Source organism: Lactonifactor longoviformis DSM 17459, assembly GCF_900129135.1.
Classification (GTDB): domain Bacteria; phylum Bacillota; class Clostridia; order Lachnospirales; family Lachnospiraceae; genus Lactonifactor; species Lactonifactor longoviformis.
In genome coordinates this window covers 230,463-256,566 of record NZ_FQVI01000002.1, presented here as the reverse complement: position 1 = coordinate 256,566, position 26,104 = coordinate 230,463, and the positions used below count along the sequence as shown (strand labels likewise).

19 protein-coding genes, 1 CRISPR repeat array and 1 riboswitch are annotated in these 26,104 nt (G+C 47.6%); of the genes, 17 read left to right on the top strand and 2 right to left on the bottom strand.

What is annotated here, in order from left to right; all coding sequences use genetic code 11:
- The first annotated feature begins 10 nt into the window (after nucleotides 1–10).
- The 3 genes from BUA56_RS03670 to ade all read left to right on the top strand — a co-directional run bounded on the left by BUA56_RS03670 (nucleotide 11) and on the right by ade (nucleotide 3,708).
- Complete coding sequence (locus BUA56_RS03670; RefSeq protein WP_072849090.1) at nucleotides 11–397, top strand: 4Fe-4S binding protein; 387 nt, start codon at nucleotides 11–13, stop codon at nucleotides 395–397.
- A 117-nt stretch (nucleotides 398–514) separates the two neighbouring features.
- Nucleotides 515–610: riboswitch (purine riboswitch) on the top strand.
- A 34-nt stretch (nucleotides 611–644) separates the two neighbouring features.
- Nucleotides 645–1,919, top strand: a complete 1,275-nt coding sequence (locus tag BUA56_RS03665) for an amidohydrolase family protein (protein WP_072849089.1) — start codon at nucleotides 645–647, stop codon at nucleotides 1,917–1,919.
- 58 nt (nucleotides 1,920–1,977) lie between these two features.
- Nucleotides 1,978–3,708, top strand: a complete 1,731-nt coding sequence (gene ade, locus BUA56_RS03660; protein WP_341443348.1) for an adenine deaminase — start codon at nucleotides 1,978–1,980, stop codon at nucleotides 3,706–3,708.
- A 79-nt stretch (nucleotides 3,709–3,787) separates the two neighbouring features.
- Here ade and BUA56_RS03655 read toward each other — a convergent pair whose 3' ends face one another.
- Nucleotides 3,788–5,146 (bottom strand): NCS2 family permease, encoded by a 1,359-nt coding sequence (locus tag BUA56_RS03655; protein WP_072849085.1) that lies wholly within the window; start codon nucleotides 5,144–5,146, stop codon nucleotides 3,788–3,790.
- A 153-nt stretch (nucleotides 5,147–5,299) separates the two neighbouring features.
- Between BUA56_RS03655 and BUA56_RS03650 the strand changes: the two genes are divergently transcribed.
- From BUA56_RS03650 to BUA56_RS03635, 4 genes are all read left to right on the top strand, one after another.
- Complete coding sequence (locus BUA56_RS03650; protein WP_072849083.1) at nucleotides 5,300–6,268, top strand: alpha/beta fold hydrolase; 969 nt, start codon at nucleotides 5,300–5,302, stop codon at nucleotides 6,266–6,268.
- A 13-nt stretch (nucleotides 6,269–6,281) separates the two neighbouring features.
- The gene (locus BUA56_RS03645) at nucleotides 6,282–8,018 is read left to right on the top strand and encodes an ABC transporter ATP-binding protein (RefSeq protein WP_072849082.1); all 1,737 of its coding nucleotides are present in this window, start codon (nucleotides 6,282–6,284) and stop codon (nucleotides 8,016–8,018) included.
- A complete protein-coding gene (locus BUA56_RS03640; RefSeq protein WP_072849080.1) occupies nucleotides 8,015–9,754 on the top strand; it encodes an ABC transporter ATP-binding protein in 1,740 nt (579 codons plus the stop codon). Before BUA56_RS03645 ends, BUA56_RS03640 begins: the two co-directional genes overlap by 4 nt.
- Before the next feature lie 86 nt (nucleotides 9,755–9,840).
- Nucleotides 9,841–10,113, top strand: coding sequence for a hypothetical protein (locus BUA56_RS03635; protein WP_072849078.1), 273 nt, complete (start codon nucleotides 9,841–9,843; stop codon nucleotides 10,111–10,113).
- A gap of 7 nt (nucleotides 10,114–10,120) precedes the next feature.
- Here the strand turns inward: BUA56_RS03635 and BUA56_RS03630 are convergent, their stop codons facing one another.
- A complete protein-coding gene (locus tag BUA56_RS03630) occupies nucleotides 10,121–10,645 on the bottom strand; it encodes a VanZ family protein (protein WP_072849076.1) in 525 nt (174 codons plus the stop codon).
- 147 nt (nucleotides 10,646–10,792) lie between these two features.
- Here BUA56_RS03630 and thyA point away from each other — a divergent pair, with 147 nt between their 5' ends.
- From thyA to BUA56_RS03580, 10 genes are all read left to right on the top strand, one after another.
- A complete protein-coding gene (thyA, locus tag BUA56_RS03625) occupies nucleotides 10,793–11,641 on the top strand; it encodes a thymidylate synthase (RefSeq protein ID WP_072849074.1) in 849 nt (282 codons plus the stop codon).
- A 17-nt stretch (nucleotides 11,642–11,658) separates the two neighbouring features.
- Entirely contained in the window at nucleotides 11,659–12,153 is a 495-nt protein-coding gene (locus tag BUA56_RS03620; protein WP_072849072.1) for a dihydrofolate reductase, read from the top strand.
- Nucleotides 12,154–12,275: 122 nt separating this feature from the next.
- On the top strand, nucleotides 12,276–13,343 hold the full coding sequence (locus BUA56_RS03615) for a branched-chain amino acid aminotransferase (RefSeq protein WP_072849070.1): 1,068 nt from the start codon (nucleotides 12,276–12,278) through the stop codon (nucleotides 13,341–13,343).
- A 152-nt stretch (nucleotides 13,344–13,495) separates the two neighbouring features.
- Complete coding sequence (locus BUA56_RS03610) at nucleotides 13,496–14,707, top strand: 5-bromo-4-chloroindolyl phosphate hydrolysis family protein (protein ID WP_072849068.1); 1,212 nt, start codon at nucleotides 13,496–13,498, stop codon at nucleotides 14,705–14,707.
- A 16-nt stretch (nucleotides 14,708–14,723) separates the two neighbouring features.
- Nucleotides 14,724–15,863, top strand: a complete 1,140-nt coding sequence (locus BUA56_RS03605) for a toxic anion resistance protein (RefSeq protein WP_072849066.1) — start codon at nucleotides 14,724–14,726, stop codon at nucleotides 15,861–15,863.
- A 218-nt stretch (nucleotides 15,864–16,081) separates the two neighbouring features.
- Nucleotides 16,082–16,954 (top strand): carbohydrate ABC transporter permease, encoded by an 873-nt coding sequence (locus tag BUA56_RS03600; protein ID WP_242946720.1) that lies wholly within the window; start codon nucleotides 16,082–16,084, stop codon nucleotides 16,952–16,954.
- 17 nt (nucleotides 16,955–16,971) lie between these two features.
- On the top strand, nucleotides 16,972–17,883 hold the full coding sequence (locus BUA56_RS03595; RefSeq protein WP_084067619.1) for a carbohydrate ABC transporter permease: 912 nt from the start codon (nucleotides 16,972–16,974) through the stop codon (nucleotides 17,881–17,883).
- A 34-nt stretch (nucleotides 17,884–17,917) separates the two neighbouring features.
- A complete protein-coding gene (locus tag BUA56_RS03590) occupies nucleotides 17,918–19,228 on the top strand; it encodes an ABC transporter substrate-binding protein (RefSeq protein WP_084067617.1) in 1,311 nt (436 codons plus the stop codon).
- Nucleotides 19,229–19,577: 349 nt separating this feature from the next.
- A CRISPR array of direct repeats spans nucleotides 19,578–20,416; the repeat unit is 33 nt; unit sequence GTCACTGCCTGCGAGGGCAGTGTGGATTGAAAT.
- 50 nt (nucleotides 20,417–20,466) lie between these two features.
- A complete protein-coding gene (gene ispG, locus BUA56_RS03585; RefSeq protein ID WP_072849061.1) occupies nucleotides 20,467–21,522 on the top strand; it encodes a flavodoxin-dependent (E)-4-hydroxy-3-methylbut-2-enyl-diphosphate synthase in 1,056 nt (351 codons plus the stop codon).
- Between the two features lie 12 nt (nucleotides 21,523–21,534).
- Complete coding sequence (locus BUA56_RS03580) at nucleotides 21,535–26,067, top strand: PolC-type DNA polymerase III (protein ID WP_072849059.1); 4,533 nt, start codon at nucleotides 21,535–21,537, stop codon at nucleotides 26,065–26,067.
- Nucleotides 26,068–26,104 lie beyond the last annotated feature (37 nt).

Sequence of the window (26,104 nt, the reverse complement as noted above, 5' to 3'; positions counted from 1 at the left end):
GGAATTTCTAATGAAAAAACTAACGGTGAAAAAAGGGTCAACCTGTATGGCATGTCTGGAGTGTGTGAGAGCCTGCTCGAATGCTTTCTACAAAGAGTTTGATCCTGGCAAATCCTGCATCGAAATCGTAGAGAAAAAAGGTGCACCGAAGCCTATGGTATGTCCACAGTGCGGAAAATGCGCAGAAGTCTGCGAAGCAGGAGCTATCACACAGAATGCGAAAGGGGTATATACAGTAAATAAAAAACTCTGTACAGGCTGCGGCAAATGCGCAGAGGTCTGTCCATTCGGCGTGATGGTAAAAGCAGAAGATTCACCTGCTGCATCCAAATGCATTGCCTGCGGTATCTGTGCAAAGGCCTGTCCTATGGATGTTCTGGAAGTCGTAGAGAAATAAATGAGGCATATTTGAGGAGCTTCTTTCCTTATGGAAAGAGGCTCTTTTTCAGGAAAAGGCGGCGATTCCACAGTTGACAGTGCCTCCGGTGTCCATTATAATAAAGTTGTATAAGAGGAAAACGGATAAATGTATACTTATATAAGTTCGTAATTGGACGGACGTTTCTACCAACTACCGTAATAGTTGACTATAAGTTCCCGTGTCAGAGCGGGAACTTTTGTGCGTTTTGGAAGGAGGAAGAAACATGCAGGAGTTATTGATTTTGCGGGGCAACATTTGTTACAGCACCGGAAAAAAGCAGCTGGAGTCAGCAGACAGGGGGTATCTGGTCAGCAGACAGGGAATCGTAGAGGGGGTATATTCCAGTCTCCCCGCCCAATACGAGGATGCAGAGATTACGGACTGGGGAAACTGCCTGATTATTCCGGGCCTTACGGACCTTCATGTCCATGCGCCCCAGTATGCCTTCCGAGGGCTGGGTATGGATCTGGAGCTTCTGGATTGGCTGAATACACACACCTTTCCGGAGGAGGCGAAATACCGGGATCTGGAATATGCAGGGAAGGCTTATGAAATGTTTGTCCGGGATCTGAAGAATGGGGCCACCACCAGGGCGGTGGTATTTGGAACCATACATGAAGAGGCGACGGAACTGCTTATGGATCTTTTGGAGGAGTCCGGGCTTATCACGATGGTGGGAAAGGTAAATATGGACCGGAATTCACCGGATGAACTCCGGGAGAAAAGCGCCGGGGAATCCCTGCAGAGCACGAGGCGGTGGCTTGGGAAGATCAGGGATAAATATGAGAGAACACGTCCCATACTTACCCCCCGGTTCATTCCCAGCTGTACAGATGAGCTGATGAGCGGACTGAAGGAGATTCAAAGGGAATACAGCCTTCCCGTACAGTCTCATTTATCGGAGAATCAAGGAGAGGTAGAATGGGTGAGAGAGCTCTGCCCGTGGTCTGATTTCTACGGGGATGCCTACGATCACTTTGGGCTGTTCGGAGGGGAATATCCTGCGGTAATGGCTCACTGTGTACATTCCAAAGAGGAAGAGATACGGCGGATGAAACAGCGGGGTGTCTACATTGCTCACTGCCCGCAGTCTAATACAAACCTGTCTTCTGGTGTGGCACCGGTAAGGACCTATCTGGAACAGGATATGAATATTGGGCTGGGGAGTGATGTGGCCGGTGGATTTGCAACATCTATTCTCAGGGCAATGGCAGATGCCATACAGGCCTCAAAGCTCCGATGGAGGCTTTCTGACAGTTCCTTAAAACCGCTTTCTTTTGAGGAAGCATTTTATCTGGGGACGAAGGGGGGAGGATCCTTCTTCGGAAAAGTGGGAAGCTTTGAACCCGGCTATGAGATGGACGCAGTGGTTTTGGATGATTCTCAGTGTCCCTATCCCCAGGAACTGACGGTAAAAGAGAGAGTGGAACGCCTGATATACCTGGCAGATGACAGCCAGATAGCAGGTAAATATGTGGCAGGGAAAAAGATAAAATAATGACAGTCTCCTTTGGCTGTGTGCAAAGGGGATGCAGGAATTGATGGAGGGAGCACATATGCTGGAGAGGCAGATTAGAGTTGCAAGAGGATTGGAAGACGCCGATTTGGTGCTGAAACATGGAAAGATTGTAAATGTGTTTACAGAGGATATTCAGGAGGGGGATGTAGCTGTCTGTGAAGGAATGATCGTTGGAATCGGCTCATACAGAGGCCGCAAGGAGGTAGACTGTACCGGCAAATATATTGCCCCCGGCTTTATGGACGGACACATCCATCTGGAAAGCTCTATGATGCAGCCGGCAGAATTCGCCAGAACTGTACTTCCCCACGGCACAACAGCAGTTTTTACAGACCCCCATGAGATTGCCAACGTGTGCGGCACACAGGGGATAGATTACATGATGAGAGCCACAGAAGGGCTTCCCCTGGAGGTTTATTTTGTCCTTCCCTCCTGTGTACCGGCCGCTTTGCTGGATGAAAGCGGTGCCTGCCTTGAGGCGGAGGAGCTGAAACCCTACTACCAGTCTAAAAGGGTAGTGGGGCTGGCAGAAGTCATGAACTATGTCGGAACCGTCGCGGGGGATATGAATGTGTTGAAAAAGATTCAGGAGGCTGTTTCCCAGGGAAAGGTAGTTGACGGGCATGCGCCTGGTTTGGGAGGCAAAGAACTCTGCGCATATCTCACTGCAGGAGTGATGTCTGACCACGAATGTGCAACCGCAGAGGAGGGGCTGGAGCGAATCCGGCAGGGACAGTGGATGATGATTCGGGAAGGGACGGCCGCAAAGAATCTGGAGGCTCTTATGCCTCTCTTTGAACGCCCTTACTGTGAGCATGCGATGTTGGTTACAGACGACAAGCATCCGGGAGATCTGGAAAAACTGGGGCATATTGACTATATCATACGCAAAGCGGTCTCTCTCGGGGCAGATCCCTGCATAGCGGTAAAGATGGCAACTTATAATACGGCCCGTTATTTCGGCCTGAAGCATCTGGGGGCGGTAGCGCCATCTTATCAGGCGGATCTGGTGGTACTCAGCGATTTGGAACAGATTCAGGTGGAACAGGTGTATAAAAAGGGGCTTCTGGCCGCAGACAGGCATAACGGCTGCGCTGTTCAGGAACCTGTGGTGAACAGCAAGCTGAAGGAAAGTGTTACCCATACCTTCCGTATGAAGCGCTTTACCGTGGAAGACTTTTATCTGCCGGTATCCAGGGACAGGCAGCCGGAGAAGATGCGCGTGATAGAACTGCACCCCGGACAGATTCTCACAGGTGAATATATCACAGAGTATTCTTCTGCCAGCAACGGCACTGATGTGCAGCAGGATATCATCAAGCTGGCTGTTATGGAACGGCATCTCTGTACCGGGCATATAGGTCTGGGCTATGTAAAGAATTACGGGCTGAAAAAAGGGGCTATCGCATCCTCTGTGGCACACGACTCCCATAACCTGATTGTGGCAGGCGCCAGTGAGCAGGATATGTACACCGCGGCAGAGGCGGTAAGAAAGATGCAGGGAGGATGGGCTATTGCGCTGGACGGAGAGGTTCTGGAAGTGCTTCCCCTGCCGATTGCCGGTATTATGAGTGACCGGCCGCTCAGGGAGGTAGAGGGGCAGATACTGAAAATGAAAAAGATAGCCAGAGAGCTGGGAGTACCGGAGGGAATTGATCCATTTATGACACTGGCCTTTATCAGTCTGCCGGTTATCCCCCGGCTGAAGCTGACTACCTTCGGCCTTGTGGATACAGATACCCAGGAAATTGTGGACGCAGTCTTTTAAAAAGGACCCGGAGAAGAGCTCCGGGTCCTTTCTATGTGTTTTATTTCGTCACTAGGTTGTTTTTGTATTGGAAACAAAACTATAAAGTGCTGACAATTCTCAGCAGGAAGAGAATGCCGATTACATACATAATGGGATGGATATCTTTTGCTTTTTTTGTAAAAAGCTTCACTACGATCCAGGTCAGAATACCGAACATAATACCATTGGCAATGGAATAAGTCAAAGGCATCATCAGAAATGCCAGGTAACCGCCCAGCGCGTCTGCCATATCTACTGAGAAGTCCATCTTAAGTACAGCGGAAGCCATATTCAGTCCTACGATAATAAGGGCCGGTGCTGTGGCAAAGGACGGGATTGCCAGAAAGATAGGTGACAGGAAAAGTGCTACCAGGAAAAGAATTCCGGTTGTGAGTGCCGTAAGGCCTGTCTTGCCTCCCTCTGCAACACCCGCGCTGGATTCTACAAAGCTTGTGATGGTAGAGGTACCCAGAACTGCGCCTGCGGTGGTACCGATAGCATCTGCCATAAGCACACGGCCCACACGGGGCAACTTGCCGTCTTTGTCCAGCAGATTGCCCTGATCGGCAATCCCGATAACGGTGCCTACTGTGTCAAATAAATCTACAAATAAGAAAGAAAAAACAATGACAATAAATTCAAATATATGTCCGCCTACCCAGCTGAAATCAAATTGGAAAAATGTAGGGGCGATGGACGGGGGAATAAAACTGGAGGCAGACAGGGAAGGAATCAGGGAGTAAACTCCGTTTTCCGGATCCACTGCATACCAGCCGATTCCCTGGGCGATCATACCCAGAACCCAGGTTCCAAGGATTCCCCAGAGGATAGAACCCTTTACCTTGTAATGGTTCATTACTGCAATGGCAATCACGCCGATAACACATAAGGTAACACCGGGAGATGCAAAGCTTCCGAGACCTACCAGTGTGGAATCATTGCTGACAGTCACCCCGGCACCCTGAAGGCCGATGAAGGCAATGAAGAGTCCGATGCCTGCTGTGATCCCAAGCTTCAGGTTTTTGGGAATAGAATTAACAATGGTTTCTCTGAATTTGAAGAAGGATAACAGGATAAAGACAATACCTTCCACAAAGACAGCGGCCAGAGCAATTTTCCAGGGATCCTGAATGTCCTTTAAGTCAACAAGACAAACGCTGAAGGCAAAGTAGGCATTCAGTCCCATGCCTGCGGATAAAGCGATGGGATAGTTTGCCCAGAAAGCCATGATGAAGGTGGCCAGGGCGGAGGCCAGAGCGGTTGCCGTAAATACTGCGCCGCTGTCCATCCCTGAAGCGCTGAGCAGATCAGGATTGACAGCCAGGATGTAAGCCATAGTCAGGAAAGTTGTGATTCCGGCCATGACTTCGGTTCTGACATCCGTATTGTGTTCTTTGAGTTTAAATAATTTCTCCATACAATATCTCCTTTTCCCCTTGAATTTAGTGACAATAAAACACATTTGTACTATACTGTAATCATACCGTCGTGTCAATTGTTTGTCAATCGTTTCGGAAATATTGGGCAAAATGTATAATCAATAAATAAAAAAGGAGAGGAAGTGGTAATAATGATAGAAAATAAACTTATGATACCATCGAATTATGACCAATTGGATCTGGATGTGCGGTCAGTAGAACCGAAGGGGGAGATACGCGGCATTGTTCAGATCTCCCATGGCATGTCTGAATATAAAGAGCGGTATCTTCCTCTGATGAAATATCTGGCTTCCCATGGCTACGCCTGTATCATTCACGATCACAGAGGGCATGGCAAAAGTATCCGCAGCCAGGAGGACCTGGGGTATTTCTACGGAGGGGGAGCCGATGCTCTGGTAGAGGATCTCTTTCAGGTGACTTGTCTGGCGAAGGAGCAGTGGCCCGGTGTGCCGGTGATTCTTCTGGGGCACAGTATGGGCTCCCTGATAGCCAGAAACTATATAAAGAAATATGATGATCAGATACAGACCCTGATTTTAACGGGATCACCCAGCAAGAATCCGGCAGTGAAGCTGGGGATTCTCATCGCTTGGACAGAGGGAAAGCTTTTTGGGAGCAGGCACAGAAGCAAATTGCTGGAAGCCCTTTCCTTTGGAAGCTATATGGCCAGATTTCCCGGTGAAAAAAGCCGCTTTGGGTGGACGTGCTCAGTTCCTGAGGTTGTAGAAGAATATGACAGGTCCAGGCTCTGCGGATTCACGTTTTCCTGCGATGCATATCTGGGATTGCTGAATCTGATGGAGGAGACATACAATCAGAAGAACTGGAAATGCTATAATCCGCAGCTTCCCATACTTTTTCTGGGAGGGACGGAGGATCCCTGTATCGGAAGCGGCAGGAAATTTTATCATGCCATTCGCTGCCTCTACAGAGCAGGCTACCATAACATCACTCAAAAGCGCTATCCGGGTATGCGGCACGAAATATTAAACGAGAAAGGGAAAGAAAAAGTCTATCAAAATATCCTGACATTCATAGAAAAGAACCGGGAAGTATGCTATACTTTTAACCGCGCGCAAAAGGGAAAAAACGATGTATAAAGGAAACTAATCAATGAGAGAGCTGATTCGATATCTAAAAGATTATAAAAAAGAGAGTATTATGGGCCCCCTGTTTAAAATGCTGGAGGCCTGCTTTGAGCTGATTGTGCCCCTTGTTATGGCAGCTATCATTGATACAGGCATTAGAAACCATGACAGGCCCTATATCTGGCGTATGGGGCTTCTTCTGGTTTCCTTCGGGGTGCTGGGACTGATCTGTTCACTGACCGCCCAGTATTTTGCGGCAAAAGCGGCTATGGGTTTTGGTACAGCGCTGAGAAGAGACCTATTCGCACATATAAACAATATGTCATATACGGAGCTGGATATCCTGGGAACCCCGACCCTGGTAACCCGGATGACCAGTGACATTAACCAGGCCCAGGCAGGGGTGAATCTGGTTCTGCGGCTGTTTCTGAGATCTCCCTTTATTGTTGTGGGGGCAGTACTTATGGCTTTCACTATAAGTGTTAAGATGACGGTGATATTTCTGATTGCCGTGCCCGTAATCTCTTTGATTATTTATTTTATAGTAAAAAGTACGATCCCCATCTACAAAAGTGCTCAGGCGGCACTGGACAGAGTTTCCCTGCTTACCAGAGAAAACCACATAGGAGCCAGAGTGGTTCGCGCATTTTCAAAACAGCAGGAAGAAATCAGCCGTTTTGAGGAAACCACAGGAGCGCTTACCAGGATACAGCTGCATGCGGGTAGGATCTCCGCCCTGCTCAACCCGGCCACCTATGTAGTAGTGAATCTGGCGATAATGGCAATTCTGTGGTCCGGAGGTTATGTGGTAGACAGCGGGGAGATTACCCAGGGGGAGTTGATTGCCCTAATAAACTACATGTCTCAGATTCTTCTGGCGCTGATTGCTCTGGCAAATCTGATCATCACATTTACAAAGGCAACGGCGTCAGCCATTCGGATCAATGAAGTCTTTCATACGCAGCCGTCTATGTGCGGGGGAGAAAAGACTGGAAGTGAGGGCGATGGGGAGGTGCCGGCTGTGGAATTCAGAGGGGTATCCTTTTCTTATGCAAATGCAAAGGAAAATGCGCTGGAGGAGATATCTTTTTCGGCCGCTCAGGGTGAGACCATAGGAATTATCGGGGGAACCGGATCCGGCAAATCAACGTTGGTTCATCTGATTCCCAGATTATATGATACCTCCGAAGGAGAGGTGCTCTTTAGAGGCCGGTCCATACAGGAGTATCAATTGGAGTATATCCGCAGTCGGATTGGCTTAGTGCCTCAGAAGGCGGTTCTTTTTCAGGGGACACTGCGGGACAATATGAAATGGGGAAAAGAAGATGCCTCGGACAGTGAGATCCGTGAGGCTCTGGACATTGCCCAGGCCAGAGACTTTGTGGAAGCGAAAGAAGAGGGGCTGGATCTTAAAATTCAACAGGGGGGCAGTAACCTTTCGGGCGGCCAGCGTCAGCGCCTGACTATAGCCAGGGCCCTTGTGGGAAAGCCGGATATTCTGATTCTGGATGACAGTGCCTCAGCTCTTGATTTTGCCACGGATGCAGCGCTGAGAAAAGCCATAAAAGAAAAGACAAGGGGAATGACCGTTTTTATCGTATCGCAAAGGGCTTCGTCGATCAAATATGCAGATAAGATACTGGTATTGGATGACGGCAGGATGGCAGGTATGGGAACCCACCGGGAGCTTATGGAGAACTGCCGGGTATACGAAGAGATCTGTACCTCCCAGTTATCCGGAGAGGAGGTGCAGAGGGGATGAAACAGAAAGATACATTGAAAAGAGTATTGGATTTTATACGGCCTTACAGCGGATACGTAGCTGTGATTCTTGTATTTGCCCTTATAAGTGTGACATTCACCCTGTATGCGCCTATCTTAATCGGAGAAGGGGTAGACCTTATTCTGGGAAAAGGTCAGGTTCTCTTTGACGGGGTGTTGAAAATTATTGTAAAACTGGGGTTTGTAGTGGCTGCTACGGCCGTGGCTCAGTGGCTTATGAATCTGGCCACCAACCATGTTACCTTTTGTGTGGTGCGGGATATCCGCAGAAAGGCATTTGCACATCTGGAAGAGGTTCCGGTTAAATATATTGACAGCAATCAGCCAGGGGAGATGATGAGCCGGATTGTGACAGATGTGGATCAGTTTTCAGACGGGCTTCTTATGGGATTTACCCAACTGTTTACCGGGGTAGTCACAATTGTGGGCACACTGGGATTTATGCTCTCCATTCATGTTAAGATTACACTTATTGTAGTCCTGATCACCCCTGTGTCTCTCTTTGTTGCCAGCTTTATAGCCAAGCGCACCTTTTCCATGTTTAAGCTTCAGTCAGAAACCAGAGGGGATATGACATCTCTGGTGGAGGAACTGGTGGGAAATCAGAAGCTGGTACAGGCCTTTTGCTATGAGAAAAAGGCAGAAGAAAGGTTTCAGGAGGTTAATGAGAAGCTGCGGGTATGCGGGATCCGTGCGCTGTTCTTCTCATCTATAACAAATCCAGCCACCCGGTTTGTAAATGGTCTGGTATATACAGGGGTTGGCATCTTTGGAGCCTTCACCGTATTAAACGGCGGAATTACCGTGGGACAGCTTTCCTGTTTCTTGAATTATGCCAACCAGTATACGAAGCCATTTAATGAAATATCAGGGGTAGTGACGGAGCTGCAGAACGCACTTGCCTGTGCACGGCGTATTTTTGATTTTATGGATACCCCTTCTGTGGATCCGGACCCTGAGGACGCGGCGGAGCTTAAGGAGTGCGACGGGAGCCTTGAACTTTCCCATGTGTATTTTTCCTATCTTCCCGGCACCTCCCTTCTGGAGAATATCAATCTGAACGTGAAACCCGGGCAGAGAATTGCCATTGTGGGTCCCACAGGCTGTGGAAAAACTACGCTTATCAATCTGCTGATGCGGTTTTACGATATTGACCGCGGGAACATTAAGGTTAGCGGATATGAGGCGGGACATGTAAAACGTGACAGTCTGAGGCAGCAGTTCGGTATGGTGCTTCAGGACACCTGGCTACGGTCAGGCACCATAGCGGAGAATATAGCATACGGAAGACCGGACGCATCCCGGGAGGAGATACTGGAGGCAGCAAAAGCAGCCCATGCTCACAGCTTTATCAAACGTATGAAAAACGGATATGATACTGTCATTACAGAAGACGGGGGCAACCTCTCCCAGGGACAAAAACAGCTTTTGTGTATTGCAAGAGTAATGCTGTTAAAGCCCCCTATGCTGATCCTGGATGAGGCTACCTCATCTATCGATACCCGTACGGAGATAAAGATCCAGCAGGCATTTGAAAAGCTTATGGAGGGCAGAACCAGCTTTATTGTGGCCCACCGCCTTTCTACCATTAAAAGTGCTGATGTTATCCTGGTTATGAAGGATGGCAATATTATAGAACAGGGGAATCATAAGGAACTTCTGAAAGAAAATGGATTCTATGCCAAACTGTATGAGAGCCAGTTTGCCGTCTCTTAGCGGGAGGATGATAAAACAGCAGTTGCCTTTTTCGACAAGATTTGCTATTCTAGAGGATAGAAAACCACAGGAAACGAGGAAAAATTATGGATTCAAACAGAATGAAAAGCACCTATATGCTGCGTATTCTGGCGGGGGCATATCTGATTTATATTGCGTATTCTCTTGTGGGGGGTTACGTAAAAGGGGAGACCCCCTCCTTTTGGATAGCGCTGGCAGGGGCAGCCTTTGGAATCATAGGCGCAGGACTGCTGTATTTCTCAATCAAGGGGTGGATTCGCTGCACTAAAGCAGCCAATGATCCGGAGCCTGAACCAGAGGATGAGAAAGAAGAAGAGGATGAAAAAAGAGCGGAGTAAGCCGGGCTTACCTCGCTCTTTTTTTTCGGCGTCTGGCTTTCCTCATCCTGGATGGGGCGAGAAACACCCAGCACACGATTCTTACAAGAATAATTCCAAAGAATACACCCACACTGTCTATCATGACATCTCGTTTGGAAGGCCCTCTTCCTTCTACAAACGACTGGTGATACTCATCCCCGCAGGCAAAGGCTACACAGATGGCACCGGCTACAATCATGAGGGGAATACCTCTCAGGTTATATACATAGAGCGGAAAGGACACGGCAACTGCCAGGATAAAATACTCTGTCATATGTGCCAGCTTCCGGACCGGGCCATGAATCTTATCAACATAAAATTCGATCTGCTCCTCTGTAAAATCTTTACCCAGAAGATCGCTGCCAACGGTTACAATTTTATGGCTCACCTTGTAGCTGATATTGGACGAGACCGCGCCGGTCTGTCCGGAAAAAGAGAAGATCATGTACATGATTGCAAGGGCAGGAAGAAAAGACAGTGGCTTTAAAAGTAAAATTAGAAATTTTTTCATTTGTTCACACTCCTATTACGAGAATATATCATGTTTTAGAAGAGGCGTCAAATTGCTTGCACCGGGTATTTGTATATATTATAATGGAAAAATCGGGACATCCCGTTACGGAGACTGGCAACTGATTACAGATAAAGGAGAAAAAACATGAGTTTAGCAGATAATATATTTATCACCATGTGCCGGGATATTATAGACAACGGTACCAGCACAGAGGGAGAGAAGGTCCGTCCGGTATGGGAGGACGGTACATCGGCTTATACAATCAAACGGTTTGGAGTAGTAAACCGTTATGATCTCTCAAAGGAATTCCCGGCCCTGACACTGCGGCGCACGGCCTTAAAGAGCGCTATGGATGAGATTTTATGGATCTGGCAGAAGAAATCTAATAACATTAAAGAGCTGAACAGCCATGTGTGGGACAGCTGGGCAGACGAGACGGGATCCATCGGAAAGGCCTACGGCTACCAGATGAGCGTGAAGCACCAGTACAGAGAAGGAATGATGGATCAGGTAGACCGGGTACTCTTTGATCTGAGAGAGAACCCCTACAGCCGCAGAATCATGACCAATATCTATGTTCATCAGGATCTCCATGAAATGCACCTGTATCCCTGCGCGTACTCAATGACGTTTAATGTTACGAAGGAGAAAGACAGTGATCAGCTGATTCTCAATGGGATTCTCAATCAGAGATCCCAGGACGTTCTTGCCGCAAACAACTGGAATGTATGTCAGTATTCACTGCTTCTTATGATGTTTGCACAGGTTTCGGGGATGAAGGCAGGGGAGCTGGTGCATGTGATTGCAGACGCGCACATCTATGATCGGCATATTCCTCTGGTGCAGGAGCTTATCTCCCGTCCGGCGTATCCGGCGCCCAAGGTGACATTAAACCCTGAGATTCGGGATTTCTATCAATTTACTGTGAATGATCTGACGGTGGAAGATTATCAGACAGGCCCCCAGATCAAAAATATCCCTATAGCTGTGTAGTAAGAAAGGAGAACTCTATGAATTTAATTGTAGCCGCAGATAAAAACTGGGGGATCGGAAAAGACAATAAACTTCTGGTCAGCATTCCCTCTGATATGAAGTTCTTCCGGAACCAGACCACCGGCAAGGTTGTTGTTATGGGGAGAAAAACCCTGGAAAGCTTCCCCAATCAGATGCCGCTAAAAAACAGGACGAACATAATACTGACCAGAAATCCTGGATATAGCGTTAAGGGAGGGACAGTGGTTCATTCCCTGGAGGAACTTGCGGAGGCTCTGAAGCCCTATGAGGAGGAGGAGATTTATGTCATCGGAGGAGACAGCATTTATAAACTTCTTCTGCCATACTGCTCCACAGCCCATGTGACGAGAATTGATTTTGCCTTTGAAGCTGACACCTTCTTTCCCAACCTGGATGAGGACGAGGAATGGGAGATTACGGGAAAAAGTGAGGAACAGACATATTTTGACCTGGAATACGAATTTGTCAAATATGAGAGGAAAAAGGCCTGATTTTCTCGGGTCTGTCTCTTGACAGTGTCTGAAAAAAGTATAATAATAAAAAAAGATTCATGATATTGCAGTGTAACACGTCGTAGCGATAAAGTGGATTGTAGATAGAGGAGGAAAATCACATGTTAGAGATTAAGATTGAGAAAACTACAAATCCAAAACCAATTCCGGACAAGGATAATCCGTTAGTATTCGGTACTATTTTTACAGACCACATGTTTGAGATGGATTATACGGATGGAAAGGGATGGCACGATCCACGAATTGTACCATATCATAACCTGGAACTGGAACCCTCCGCCATGGTGTTCCACTATGGACAGGAAATGTTTGAAGGCTTAAAAGCATACAAGACAGAGGACGGAAGGATTCTGTTATTCCGCCCGGATAAGAATATAGAGAGGGCAAACCATTCCAACCGCCGACTGATGATTCCTGAGATCCCTGAGGATATATTTATGGAGGCAATTAAGCAGGTAGTGAAAATCGATGAGGCATGGATCCCTACAAAAGAGGGGACATCTCTTTACATACGTCCTTTTGTAATTGCGACAGATCCATTTTTGGGAGTGAGACCTTCCTATACCTATAAATTTATGATTATTTTATCTCCGGTAGGAGCCTATTATCCGGAGGGATTGGATCCTGTTAAAATCTGGATTGAGGATGAATATGTCAGGGCTGTCCGCGGCGGAATTGGAGAGGCAAAGACCGGGGGCAATTACGTGGCATCTATGGCATCTCAGATGAAGGCTCATGAGGAGGGGTATTCCCAGGTGCTCTGGCTGGACGGCGTGGAGAGAAAGTACATTGAAGAAGTAGGAGCTATGAATATTTTCTTTAAAATAAATGGGACAGTAGTGACGCCTATGCTGAACGGCTCTATTCTTTCCGGCGTTACCAGAAGAACCTGTATAGAATTGTGCAAATCCTGGGGAGTTCCTGTGGAAGAAAGAAAAGTATCTGTGGATGAGCTGGAAGAGGCAGCCAGAACAGGCGCTCTGGAAGAAGTCTGGGGAAGCGGTACGGCAGCTGTTATATCACCGGTTGGACATCTTCGCTATGAGGATGATGTATTCCAGATAGGAGACGGTGGGATCGGAGAACTGAGTCAGAAATTATACGATACAGTGACAGGAATCCAGCTGGGAAAGATAGAAGACAAGTTTGGATGGACCGTTGAGGTTTAAGAATAAAGTAAGAAAAGTTCCGGAAGTTAACCTCCGGAACTTTTTTAACGTTTAAGACCTGTCCGGAAGCATTGATTTTTCTTATTATATCATATATAATTCACTGTAGGACGAAACATGATAGAATACAATACAGATACAGGGAGGGCAAGATGGCCAATCAGGATTGGATTAATCTGGGGGATGAGATTCGTGACATAGTGGAAAATGCTATAGATTCCCAGAATTTTCATAAATTAAATCAGTCGATCAGTGATACGGTTACCAGCGCAATGGAGAATGTGAACCGTACGATCCGAAATGCAGGCTCTGCGGCCGGACAGGCCGGGCAGCGCATTCAGGAGGAAGTCAGAGAACAGCAGGGAAGATACCGTTACCAAAACAAGAACAGCTATATAAGGCCCAGGGAGATAGTAAAAAGCTCTCCTTCGCTCTTTGCAAAAACCGGTCCGAGCTCCTGTGCGGGATATGCACTGACGATCACTGGGGGGATCCTGACCGGAGGCCTGGGGATTGCTGTGTTGATACTGCTGATTGTCGCAATTGCGACCGGAAGTATGGGGGCAGCTTTCAGCATCCCTATATTTATTATGCTTCCTCTGCTTATCGGAAGCGTGGTTATGACCTGGAAGGGAAGCACCATTCTGGGGCGGCTAAAGCGATTCAAAAATTATATTCGCGGCTTACGGGGCCGGAATTACTGCGGCATTAAAGAATTGGCTCAGATGGTGGGAAAGTCAGAGAATTATGTGATTAAAGACCTGAGAAATATGATCGAGAGAGGTCTGTTTCTGCAGGGACATCTGGATCGGCAGAATACCTGCCTGATTGCATCAGACGATGTGTATGAACAGTACCAGCTGGCTCAAAAGCAGCTGGAGATCCGACAAAAGGAATTGCAGCAGGAGGCAGCAAAGCCAAAAAGCGGTTTGTCTGAGGAGGCCAGAAAGGTAATTAAGGAAGGAAATGATTACTTGGAGGCCATCAAGGGCAGCAATGACGCCATTCCCGGGGTTGAGATATCGAAAAAGATTTCCCGTCTGGAAGTGGTGATACAAAAGATTTTCCAGCGGGTGGAACAGCATCCGGAGCTGATAGCAGATCTGAGAAAATTTATGGATTATTATCTGCCCACTACGATGAAATTGCTGAAGGCGTACGAGGAACTGGATGCCCAGCCGGTGCAGGGAGAGAATATAGCAACTGCAAAAAGAGAGATAGAAGAGACTTTGGACACCATCAGTACGGCATTTGAGAATCTGCTGGACAGTTTCTTTAAGGACACGGCATGGGATATCTCCACGGACATCTCTGTGCTTCAGACAATGCTGGCACAAGAGGGACTGACAAAAAAGGACTTTTAAGAAAAGAGGATAACATATGAGCGAAGAATTTAAGGATTTCACTGCAACCCCTACACTGACCTTTGATCCCCTTCCCACAAAGGAAGAGATCATAGAGCCTAAGCCTCAGGAGCCTGAGAAGACCTGGAATGATGATATTCTCTCCGCGGAGGAGATTAAGATGGTGGACGAGTTTGCCCAGCAGATAGATCTGAATAATTCCAATGCTATCCTTCAGTACGGAGCGGGAACCCAGAAAAAAATGGCGGATTTCTCCGAAGGGGCCCTGGAAAATGTAAAGACAAAGGATCTGGGAGAGATTGGAGATCTCCTTTCCAATGTAGTCTCCGAGCTGAAAAGTTTTGATGTAGAAGAAGAGGAAAAGGGCTTTCTGGGATTTTTCAAAAAGACGTCCAACAAGATTACAGCCATGAAGACAAAGTTTGACAAAACTGAGGTAAATATAGACAAAATTTGTCAGGTGTTGGAGAAACATCAGATTCAACTTTTGAAGGACATAGCAGTGCTGGATAAGATGTATCAGTTGAATCTGACCTATTTTAAAGAGCTGTCCATGTACATCCTGGCAGGAAAGAAGAAGCTTCAGGAGGTCAGGGGGAAGGAACTCAGCAGCCTTATGGCAAAGGCGCAGTCCAGCGGGCTTCCTGAGGACGCCCAGGCAGCCAAGGATCTGGACTCTCTCTGCAATCGTTTTGAGAAAAAGATTCATGATCTGGAATTAACCAGGATGATTTCTATCCAGACGGCACCTCAGATTCGTCTGGTGCAGGGCAATGATACTCTGATGGCAGAGAAGATTCAGTCCACTCTGGTCAACACAATCCCACTGTGGAAGAGTCAGATGGTGCTGGCACTGGGTGTGGCTCATTCCACCCAGGCGGCAGAGGCTCAGCGCCAGGTTACAGATATGACAAACGATCTGCTGAGAAAGAATGCAGAGACACTGAAGCTGGCAACCATAGAAACTGCAAAAGAATCAGAGCGGGGCATAGTAGATATGGAGACGCTGAAAATGACCAACGAATCTCTTATCTCTACGCTGGATGAGGTGATGAAGATTCAGCAGGAAGGGAAGCAGAAGCGAAGGGAAGCTGAAGTGGAAATGAACCGCCTGGAAAATGAACTGAAAACGAAATTATTGCAGATTAACGGTTGAGAATCGTAAGGAACAGTATATGACTGGGAAGAGACCGGTACAGAACAGGTAATACACTACCTGTTCTGTACCGGCTTTTTTGTATCATAGGAAAGTACTCCAATACGCAATGTGCAGATACAAGTTCAAAAAATGAACAAAAATACTTGACAATCCTGTGGAACCGAAGTAAAATGATGTAAGTTCAAAAAATGAACAAAGACGGGAGGGAGCACAGAATGTATAGATGGAGAAGACGGGGAGAGGCATTATTTTTTGTACTGCCGATTCTGATACCCCTAATCGTATTTTGGATTTACCCTATTATCCGTTCCGGATGGATCAGTTTTACTAATTGGGATTATATGACCCCGGAATATGATTTTGTAGGTCTGAAAAATTATAAAGATCTGTTGAGCACAGGAGGATTTTTCCCTGCTCTTAAAAATACACTGGTCTTCGGACTGGGGACAGCTATTCCGGTGATTACCGGGGGATTTCTGCTGGCTGTTCTGGTGAGAAGTCTGAAGAAAGGGAGTAAATTTTACCAGTTTATTTTATTTTCACCATGGATTACTCCTACGGTGGCTATCTCTATCGTATGGACCTGGATCTTTGAACCAGATACCGGAATTGCTAATATTGTGCTTCGTTTTTTACATATGCCGGCTCTGCAGTGGCTGCACAGTTCTCAAACGGCAATGCTTTCCGTGATTCTGGTTACCCTCTGGAAAACCTTGGGGTATGCCATGATATTTTATCTGACGGCATTGGCAAAGGTTCCGGAAGAGCTGTACGATGCGGGGAAGGTAGACGGGGCATCTAAACTGGCACTCATGAGACATATAACCATACCTATGGTTTCTCCCACCACCCTGTTTCTGGTGGTTCTGAATACAGTCAATGCGCTTCAGGCTTATGACCAGATTCAGGTTCTGACCCAGGGAGGCCCTTCGGGAAGCACCCGAACACTGCTGTATCTTTATTACCAGCTGGGCTTTGAACAGTTTCATATGGGGCAGGCTGCGGCATCCGGTGTGCTTCTGGTGATCATTGCGTCAGTGCTGGCGGGAATACAGTTTGCGGTTTCAAAAAAATCAGTACATTATTAGAAAGGGAGTGTTCCAGTATGGAGAATTTACAGGCACTGAAGCTTCCCTCAGGGAAGATAGCCCAGGAGAGATGCATAACAAGGACTGCAAAGACTGGAAAGCTGGCGTGGATAACCGGAGAGGCAGTAAAGCACATATTTCTCGCCGGAATCAGCCTTGTTATGGCATTTCCATTTTTATGGATGGTCATCAGCGCGCTTAAAACAAAAGCAGAGGTTATGAACACAGAGGTTTTTTGGCCCCAGGAGGCACAGTGGGGGAACTTTGCGGAAGTGATCTTCCACTCTCCTATCCTCCGGTATATGGGCAACAGCCTTCTGGTGTCGGCAGCCATTGTCCTTCTTCAGGTGGTTACAGGGGCAATGATGGCATATGCGCTCTCATTTATGAGATTTAGGGGCCGCAAAACCTTGTTTCTGGTGGTGGTGGGAACGTATATGCTTCCTCCCGCAGCCACATATATCCCTGGCTATATTATATTATCCCAGCTGAACCTGCTGGACAGCCTGACAGGACTTACCATATCCTGTACCGTAAATATTTTTGGGATCTTTCTGCTCCGGCAGGCATTTATGCAGCTGCCCTACGGATTGGTTGAGGCGGCTAAGGTAGACGGAGCCAGACCGTGGTATATTCTGTGGAAGATTGTGTTTCCACTTACCCGCCCAACATTTATTACATTTATTCTTATGAGCTTTATCACAAGCTATAACAGCTATATGTGGCCCTCTCTTATTACGGAGACACCGGATAAGGCGCTCATTTCCCAGGGGCTGCGGATGTTTTTTATAGAAGGCGGTGCTTACGGCACAGAATGGCCTAAGGTTATGGCAGCCAGTGCGGTTATTGTCATCCCCCTTTTGCTGCTGTTCTTATTTACACAAAAATGGTTTATTAAAGGGATCAGCGATACAGGGATGAAAGGGTAACAGAAGGAATGGATTCAGAGAGGAGAAAAGAATTATGAAAACAATGAAAGCAGCAGCAGCGGTACTTGTTTTGGGCTTGTGCACCGGACTTTTGGGGGGATGCCAAAAGACGGCGCAGGCAGACAGCAAAGAAGATGCCGGAGACAGGGTACAGGTGAAAGTGTGGTATTCCGGGGGCAAGACAGCGACCAAGGTGCTGGATGAGATTATTCAGCAGTTTAACAGCAGCCAGGATATCTATGAAGCAAAAGGGGTTGTCCAGGCGGATTACGATGAGACCTACGAGAAGCTCCAGGCAGCCATAGCCGGGAAAAAGCAGCCGGATGTGGTGCTGCTGGATGCAGACAAGGCAGTAAATCTGGCAGAAAAGGGGCTTCTGGAAGATTTGAATACTTTTGTGGAAAAAGATGCATCCATGAATACAGAAGATTTTATCCCGGTATTTTACAATCAGGGATTTACAGAGGACGGAGAGCTATTTGCTATTCCGGCCTACGGAACTACGCAGGTGATGTACTATAACATAGAGGCTTTTGAGAAAGCCGGCATTCAGGCGGACAATATAAAAACCTGGCAGGATCTGGCACAGGCAGCCGAGAGTATGACAGTCAGGGAAGGAGAGGAAACCACTTTCTACGGATGGGAGCCTATGTACAATGAGGATAATCTTATGGATGCGGTATTCAGCAATGGAGGATCTGTATTCAGCGAGGACGGTAAATCCGTTTTGATTAATTCCAGGGAATGGGTGGAAGTTTGGGAAGCCTTCCGCCGGTGGATTCACGAGGATAAGACTATGAGGATTCATTACGGCGGACAGGGCTGGCAGTACTGGTATGACACCATGGATGATGTTCTCCAAAACCGGGCAGGAGGGTATACCGGCTCCTCAGGGGATCAGGCGGATCTTGACTTTTCGGTGGTGGCAGCTATGCCTCAGCCGGGCTTCCATGATAATCCTCCGGCACCAGTTGCCAGAGCTCTGCAGTTTACCATGGTGAAGGGCGGCAGCGACGAGGCAAAGCAGGGGGCCTATGAATTTATGAAATACTTTACTGAGGCAGAGCAGCAGGCAAAATGGTCGATGGAAACCGGCTATGTGGCGGTCCGTCAGTCTGTCAAAGAAAATGAGGAATTCCAGGCATTTTCAGAGGAGAATCCGCAGATACTGGTTCCGCTGGAACAGTCTATGCACGCATCCATTCTCCCTATCGATCCCACAGGAGGAAAGGTATATGATGCCCTGAAGATAGCTGCGGATAAAGTTGAAATTGAAAATATACCTGCACAGGAGGCGCTGGACGAGGCACAGAAGACCGCGCAGGAAGCGCTGGACGCTCTGTAATCATCTGCAGGGGCGGAGGAATTTCCATATTCCTCCGCCCCTGATGGGATTTTGAAGCAAAATGAGTTATAATGGCAGATAGGAAGCTATATCTTAATACTGCTCTTCAGGCAGGCAAATGAGTACACCGTTCATTAAAATATAATTTTGAGACCCAACGGCAAACACTGTGTATAGTTTTCTTTCAGGTGCGAACCATAAGTGAACATAGAAGTACCGGGGGATTCGCACCTGAAATAGGGGAATACATGTTTGGAAAAAGGAAGAAGAAAAGTATGGGATATTGTATTTTTGTATGGAATTAACAAAAATCAAGTGGTAAAATAGAATTAGATTATGTATAATTGCTGTCACTGCCTGCGAGGGCAGTGTGGATTGAAATATAATCTGAATATATTAAGTAATACGCTGTACCGTCACTGCCTGCGAGGGCAGTGTGGATTGAAATCACATCATCCCCTGATCTGTTTATTATTGCATTTGTCACTGCCTGCGAGGGCAGTGTGGATTGAAATAGAGAATCCCTTAAGTTTCTGTGCATCCGAGAAAACGTCACTGCCTGCGAGGGCAGTGTGGATTGAAATCTTAACTGATTTCTGAAAAATAAACATAAAAAACACGTCACTGCCTGCGAGGGCAGTGTGGATTGAAATAGAAAAGAAAGGCTGCTAAATGAGAGCGCTATTCGTCACTGCCTGCGAGGGAAGTGTGGATTGAAATCCTGGGGCGTCCCACGGATTGCCGGGACTGTAGGTCACTGCCTGCGAGGGCAGTGTGGATTGAAATATGTTTATCCCCCTATATTGAAATTCGGTCATCTAGTCACTGCCTGCGAGGGCAGTGTGGATTGAAATAGAAAAGAAAGGCTGCTAAATGAGAGCGCTATTCGTCACTGCCTGCGAGGGAAGTGTGGATTGAAATCCTGGGGCGTCCCACGGATTGCCGGGACTGTAGGTCACTGCCTGCGAGGGCAGTGTGGATTGAAATATGTTTATCCCCCTATATTGAAATTCGGTCATCTAGTCACTGCCTGCGAGGGCAGTGTGGATTGAAATACAAAGCGTCCCATCAAAATCCACGGCATATACTGTCACTGCCTGCGAGGGCAGTGTGGATTGAAATCTTGAAATGGCGGAAAAACTGTGCTAAGATTGTGTCACTGCCTGCGAGGGCAGCATGGATTGAAACAATAAAGTTAACTTTTTATATAAAACCAGGAAAGAAATGGAGAACATGCAATGTACAGAGATCATACAAAAGTTGTTTCTATAGGGGACAGGGTTATCGGCGGCGGTAATCCTGTTCTTATACAGTCTATGACAAATACAAAAACAGAGGATGTGAAGGGAACAGTTGCCCAGATTCAGGCCCTCACGGCGGCTGGGTGTGAGATTGTCAGATGTACAGTTCCCACTATGGAGGCGGCTCTGGCGTTAAGAGAGATAAAAAAACAAATATCTGTCCCCCTAGTGGCGGATATTCATTTTGACTACCGGATGGCCATAGCGGCTATGGAGAACGGGGCGGATAAGATTAGGATTAACCCTGGGAACATTGGCAGCAGAGAGCGTATCAAGGCCGTGGTGGATGCAGCAAAGGAGAGAAATATTCCTATTCGCGTCGGGGTAAACAGCGGGTCCCTGGAAAAGGAACTGGTGGAGAGGTATCACGGGGTGACTGCAGAGGGACTTGTGGAAAGTGCACTGGACAAAGTGAAGATCATTGAGGAGCTGGGCTATGATAATCTGGTGATCAGCATTAAGTCCTCAGATGTAATGATGTGTGTGAAAGCCCATGAGTTAATCGCCAGCCGGACACAGTACCCTCTGCATGTGGGAATTACCGAGGCGGGAACTCTGTATTCCGGGAATATAAAGTCTGCTGTTGGGCTGGGAATAATTCTCTATCAGGGAATCGGCGATACCATTCGGGTGTCACTGACAGGAGATCCGGTGGAAGAAATTAAATCTGCCAAAGGGATCCTGAAAACCCTGGGACTCCGAACGGGAGGGATAGAGGTGGTCTCCTGCCCTACCTGCGGACGCACAGAAATTGATCTTATTGGATTGGCCAATCAGGTGGAGACTATGGTACAGGAATTCCCCCTGGATATTAAGGTGGCTGTGATGGGATGCGTGGTCAATGGACCGGGGGAGGCTAAGGAAGCTGATATTGGAATCGCCGGAGGCAAAGGCGTAGGGCTTTTGATTAAAAAAGGGGAGATAATCCGCAAGGTACCTGAGGGTGAACTCCTTTCCTGTCTGCGCAAGGAGCTGGAACATTGGGAACAATAGGAGTTTTGTAATATGGAAAAAGATTTTTTTGAAGTTTTTCCCAATCTTAAAGTAGAAGATAAGCTTCAGGAACTGCTGGATGGAGTTCAGGTTACTAAGGTAGCTTCCAACTCTGCGAAAGACCGGCTGAGGGTATATCTCCTCAGCCGTCAGTGGATACATAAAAAATATATTTATGATTTGGAAGAGGCCATTTCCTCCCAATTTTTTTCAGGTGTGTCCATGGAAGTGAAAATCATAGAAAAATTCAGCCTTTCCTCCCAGTATACGCCGGAAAACCTCTATGAAGTCTACCGGAACAGTATGCTGACAGAACTAAAGGAATACAGTATCCTTGTCTATAATCTGCTGGCCACAGCAAAAGTAGAGTTCCCGGAGCCGGAACGAATGGTTCTTCAGATCCCTCAGTCGGTGCTTGCTGCCACGAAGGAGAAAGAGCTGACAGAGTATCTGGAAAAGGTGTTCTGCGAGAGATGCGGTTTATCTCTGAAGGTAGAGCCCCTGTATCTGGAGGCCAAGGAGAGCAGAGCCAGAAAGAACAGTGAACTGAGGATTCAGCAGGAAGCTGCCCATATCATTGCCCAGTCATCTTTCGGAAACTGCGCCGGGGGAAATTACTCTGTGGAGGAACTCCATGAGGAGGCACTGCCGGAGAAGTCCATAGAAAAAGAAAAGCCGGCGTCTGACAAGAAAAAAGATGTTCCTGCACAGGGAAAAAGCATGTCCAAGGCTCCGGGGAAGGCCGGGGCGGCAGATAAGAGAAATGGCAGGGGAAGCTTTGGAAAGAATACTGGGGGCGGAGACTTCCGCCGTTCTGTGAAGCGTTCTGATAATCCTGAGGTATTATATGGACGTGATTTTGATGATGAGGCTCTGCCTTTGGAGCATATCACGGGAGAGATGGGAGAAGTATGTATCCGCGGAAAAATCATGTCTCTGGAGACCAGGGAAATCAGAAATGAAAAGACAATTATCATATTCTCCATGACGGATTTTACGGATTCAATCACTGTGAAAATGTTTGCCAGAAACGATCAGGTGGAAGAGATTCTGGCCGGGATAAAGGTGAAGGCATTTATTAAGCTGAAAGGTGTCACTACCATTGACCGATTCGACAGTGAATTAACAATAGGCTCAGTTGTGGGGATAAAAAAGATTGCTGACTTTACCAGCAGCAGGGCAGACACCAGTCCGGAAAAGCGTGTGGAGCTCCACTGTCACACGAAGATGAGTGAGATGGACGGTGTCTCGGATGCCAAAGCTCTGATTATGAGGGCATATGAATGGGGGCATAAGGCCATAGCGATCACTGACCACGGGGTCGTACAGGGATTCCCGGATGCGCTTCACGCAACCTGGGATATGCCCAAAGATGCGGATTTCAAAATTATTTATGGGGTGGAGGCATATCTGGTAGATGATCTCAAGGGCATTGTGGCCAACAGCAAAGGACAGGATTTGGATGGCACTTTTGTGGTTTTTGACATCGAGACTACCGGCTTCAGCCCTCTGGCGAATAAAATCATTGAAATAGGGGCTGTGAGAGTGGAAGAAGGAAAGATCACAGATCGCTTCTCCACGTTCGTAAACCCTAAGGTGCCCATTCCTTTTCGGATTGAGACCCTTACAGGGATAAATGATAATATGGTCTCCCAGGCAGAGGAGATTACGGACATTCTGCCGCGGTTCATGGAGTTTTGCCGCGGGGCAGTCATGGTGGCGCACAATGCAGAGTTTGATATGAGCTTTATTCAGAAAAACTGTGAAGATCTGGGCATTGAGACGGACTTTACCTATGCCGACACCGTAGGAATGGCTAGATTTCTTCTGCCTGCCCTGAACCGGTTTAAGCTGGATACCGTCGCCAAAGCAGTGGGGGTTTCTCTGCAGAACCATCACCGGGCAGTGGATGATGCGGCCTGTACGGCAGAAATCTTTGTGAAATTTATAGAAATGCTGAAGGAGAGGGAAATTGAGAATCTGGATCAGCTGAATGAAGCTGGGGCGGTTACCCCTGAGGTAGTAATGAAGATGCCTACCTATCATGCGATCATTCTGGCCGCCAGCGATCAGGGAAGGGTGAATCTCTATAAAATCATATCCCAGTCACATCTCACGTACTATAACCGGAGACCAAGAGTGCCAAAGAGTCTGTATCTGAAGCTACAGGAGGGCCTGCTCATTGGTTCCGCCTGTGAGGCCGGGGAGCTGTACCAGGCGATCCTCAACGGCAGACCGGAGACGGAGATTGCAAGGCTGGCTGATTTCTATGATTATCTGGAAATCCAGCCCCTGGGGAATAACGGCTTTATGCTGAGAAGCGATAAGATTGAGGTTTCCACCGAGGAGGACCTGATGAATATTAACCGCAGGATTGTTAAACTGGGAGAACAGTTTAATAAACCAGTGGTTGCCACCTGTGACGTCCACTTTCTGGACCCGGAGGACGAAGTCTACCGGAGAATTATTATGGCAGGAAAGGGATTTGACGACGCGGACGATCAGGCTCCCCTGTACCTGCGCACCACAGAAGAAATGCTGGCCGAATTCTCTTATCTGGGAAGGGAAAAAGCTGAGGAGGTAGTGATTACGAATACCAATAGAATTGCGGATATGTGCGAAAAGATATCCCCGGTTCATAAGGGGAAATGTCCTCCGGTGATTCCCAATTCTGATGAGATGCTGCGGGAACTCTGTTATCAGAAAGCCCATGAGATTTATGGGGAGGATCTTCCCTCTCCCGTTACCGAGCGGCTGGAAAGAGAATTAAATTCTATTATATCCAACGGCTACGCAGTTATGTATATGATTGCACAGAAGCTGGTGTGGAAATCAAACAGTGACGGCTATCTGGTAGGCTCCCGTGGATCCGTAGGTTCTTCCTTTGCTGCAACCATGTCCGGGATTACAGAGGTGAATCCCCTGAGCCCTCATTATTACTGCTCAGAGTGTCACTACAGTGACTTTGACTCGGAAGATGTAAAGAAGTACGCCGGAGGCGCCGGCTGTGATATGCCGGACAAAGTCTGTCCGGTGTGCGGGGCCAATCTCCAGAAAGAAGGGTTTGACATTCCGTTTGAGACATTTCTGGGATTTAAGGGGGATAAGGAGCCTGATATTGACCTTAACTTCTCCGGGGACTACCAGGGAAAGGCTCACCGCTATGTAGAAGTTATCTTTGGCTATGGCCAGACCTTTAAAGCAGGAACCATTGGTACCCTGGCAGAGAAGACGGCCTTCGGCTATGTGAAAAATTATTATGAGGAGAGGGGCTCCAGAAAAAGGAACTGTGAGATTAACCGGATTGTCCAGGGCTGCACCGGCGTACGCAGGACCACAGGCCAGCATCCGGGGGGGATCATTGTACTTCCCATCGGGTGGGATATTGAAGAGTTTACCCCGGTGCAGCACCCTGCCAACGATATGGGCAGCGATATTATAACTACACATTTTGATTATCACTCCATTGATTCCAACTTGCTGAAGCTGGATATTCTGGGACACGATGATCCTACCATGATCCGTATGCTGGAAGACCTGACAGGCATTAATGCCAGGGAGATTCCTCTGGACAGCCAGGAGGTAATGTCCCTGTTCCAGGGAACAGATGCCCTGGGCATTACTCCCGAGGATATAAGAGGCTGTCCCCTAGGGTGTCTGGGGGTTCCGGAGTTCGGTACTGAGTTCGCCATGCAGATGCTGATTGACACTCAGCCCAAGTCTTTCTCTGATTTGGTGCGTATCGCCGGGCTGGCTCATGGTACGGATGTTTGGCTGGGCAATGCCCAGACCCTGATTCAGGAGGGAAAGGCCACGATCTCTACCGCTATCTGTACCAGGGATGATATTATGATCTATCTGATACAGAAAGGACTGGAGAGCGGCTTATCCTTTACTATCATGGAGTCTGTGCGGAAGGGAAAGGGACTGAAGCCGGAGTGGGAAGAAGAGATGACGAAGCATGGAGTGCCGGACTGGTATATCTGGTCCTGTAAAAAGATTAAGTATATGTTCCCCAAAGCCCATGCTGCTGCGTACGTTATGATGGCTTTTCGAATTGCCTACTGTAAGATTTTCTACCCTCTGGCGTACTATGCGGCGTTCTTCAGTATCAGGGCCACAGCATTTTCCTATGAACTTATGTGTCAGGGAAAGGAGAAACTTGAATATTTTATGGATGATTACCAGAAGCGGATGGACACCCTGAGCAAAAAAGAGCAGGATACCTACAAGGATATGAAGGTGGTGCAGGAGATGTATGCCCGGGGGTTCGAATTTGTTCCCATTGATCTTTACCAGGCAGAGGCACATACCTTCCGGATTGTAGAGGGGAAGCTGATGCCGGCGTTGGATACCATCGAAGGACTTGGAGATCGTGCGGCTGATGCTGTGGTGGAGGCTGCCGCCTGCGGGGAATTTCTGTCAAAGGATGATTTCCGGATACGTACAAAGGTGAGTAAGACGGTCATTGACCTGATGAGCGATTTGAACCTGTTCGGGGATATTCCGGATTCCAACCAGATGTCTCTCTTTGATTTCCAGTAGAATTTTCACAGATGGTATAGTATAATAGATGTAAATG

Bases quoted from the DNA above. Each gene is read 5' to 3' on its own strand.
- BUA56_RS03670 (WP_072849090.1), top strand. From the start codon at position 11: ATGAAAAAACTAACGGTGAAAAAAGGGTCAACCTGTATGGCATGTCTG.
- BUA56_RS03665 (WP_072849089.1), top strand. From the start codon at position 645: ATGCAGGAGTTATTGATTTTGCGGGGCAACATTTGTTACAGCACCGGA.
- ade (WP_341443348.1), top strand. From the start codon at position 1,978: ATGCTGGAGAGGCAGATTAGAGTTGCAAGAGGATTGGAAGACGCCGAT.
- BUA56_RS03655 (WP_072849085.1), bottom strand. From the start codon at position 5,146: ATGGAGAAATTATTTAAACTCAAAGAACACAATACGGATGTCAGAACC.
- BUA56_RS03650 (WP_072849083.1), top strand. From the start codon at position 5,300: ATGATAGAAAATAAACTTATGATACCATCGAATTATGACCAATTGGAT.
- BUA56_RS03645 (WP_072849082.1), top strand. From the start codon at position 6,282: ATGAGAGAGCTGATTCGATATCTAAAAGATTATAAAAAAGAGAGTATT.
- BUA56_RS03640 (WP_072849080.1), top strand. From the start codon at position 8,015: ATGAAACAGAAAGATACATTGAAAAGAGTATTGGATTTTATACGGCCT.
- BUA56_RS03635 (WP_072849078.1), top strand. From the start codon at position 9,841: ATGGATTCAAACAGAATGAAAAGCACCTATATGCTGCGTATTCTGGCG.
- BUA56_RS03630 (WP_072849076.1), bottom strand. From the start codon at position 10,645: ATGAAAAAATTTCTAATTTTACTTTTAAAGCCACTGTCTTTTCTTCCT.
- thyA (WP_072849074.1), top strand. From the start codon at position 10,793: ATGAGTTTAGCAGATAATATATTTATCACCATGTGCCGGGATATTATA.
- BUA56_RS03620 (WP_072849072.1), top strand. From the start codon at position 11,659: ATGAATTTAATTGTAGCCGCAGATAAAAACTGGGGGATCGGAAAAGAC.
- BUA56_RS03615 (WP_072849070.1), top strand. From the start codon at position 12,276: ATGTTAGAGATTAAGATTGAGAAAACTACAAATCCAAAACCAATTCCG.
- BUA56_RS03610 (WP_072849068.1), top strand. From the start codon at position 13,496: ATGGCCAATCAGGATTGGATTAATCTGGGGGATGAGATTCGTGACATA.
- BUA56_RS03605 (WP_072849066.1), top strand. From the start codon at position 14,724: ATGAGCGAAGAATTTAAGGATTTCACTGCAACCCCTACACTGACCTTT.
- BUA56_RS03600 (WP_242946720.1), top strand. From the start codon at position 16,082: ATGTATAGATGGAGAAGACGGGGAGAGGCATTATTTTTTGTACTGCCG.
- BUA56_RS03595 (WP_084067619.1), top strand. From the start codon at position 16,972: ATGGAGAATTTACAGGCACTGAAGCTTCCCTCAGGGAAGATAGCCCAG.
- BUA56_RS03590 (WP_084067617.1), top strand. From the start codon at position 17,918: ATGAAAACAATGAAAGCAGCAGCAGCGGTACTTGTTTTGGGCTTGTGC.
- ispG (WP_072849061.1), top strand. From the start codon at position 20,467: ATGTACAGAGATCATACAAAAGTTGTTTCTATAGGGGACAGGGTTATC.
- BUA56_RS03580 (WP_072849059.1), top strand. From the start codon at position 21,535: ATGGAAAAAGATTTTTTTGAAGTTTTTCCCAATCTTAAAGTAGAAGAT.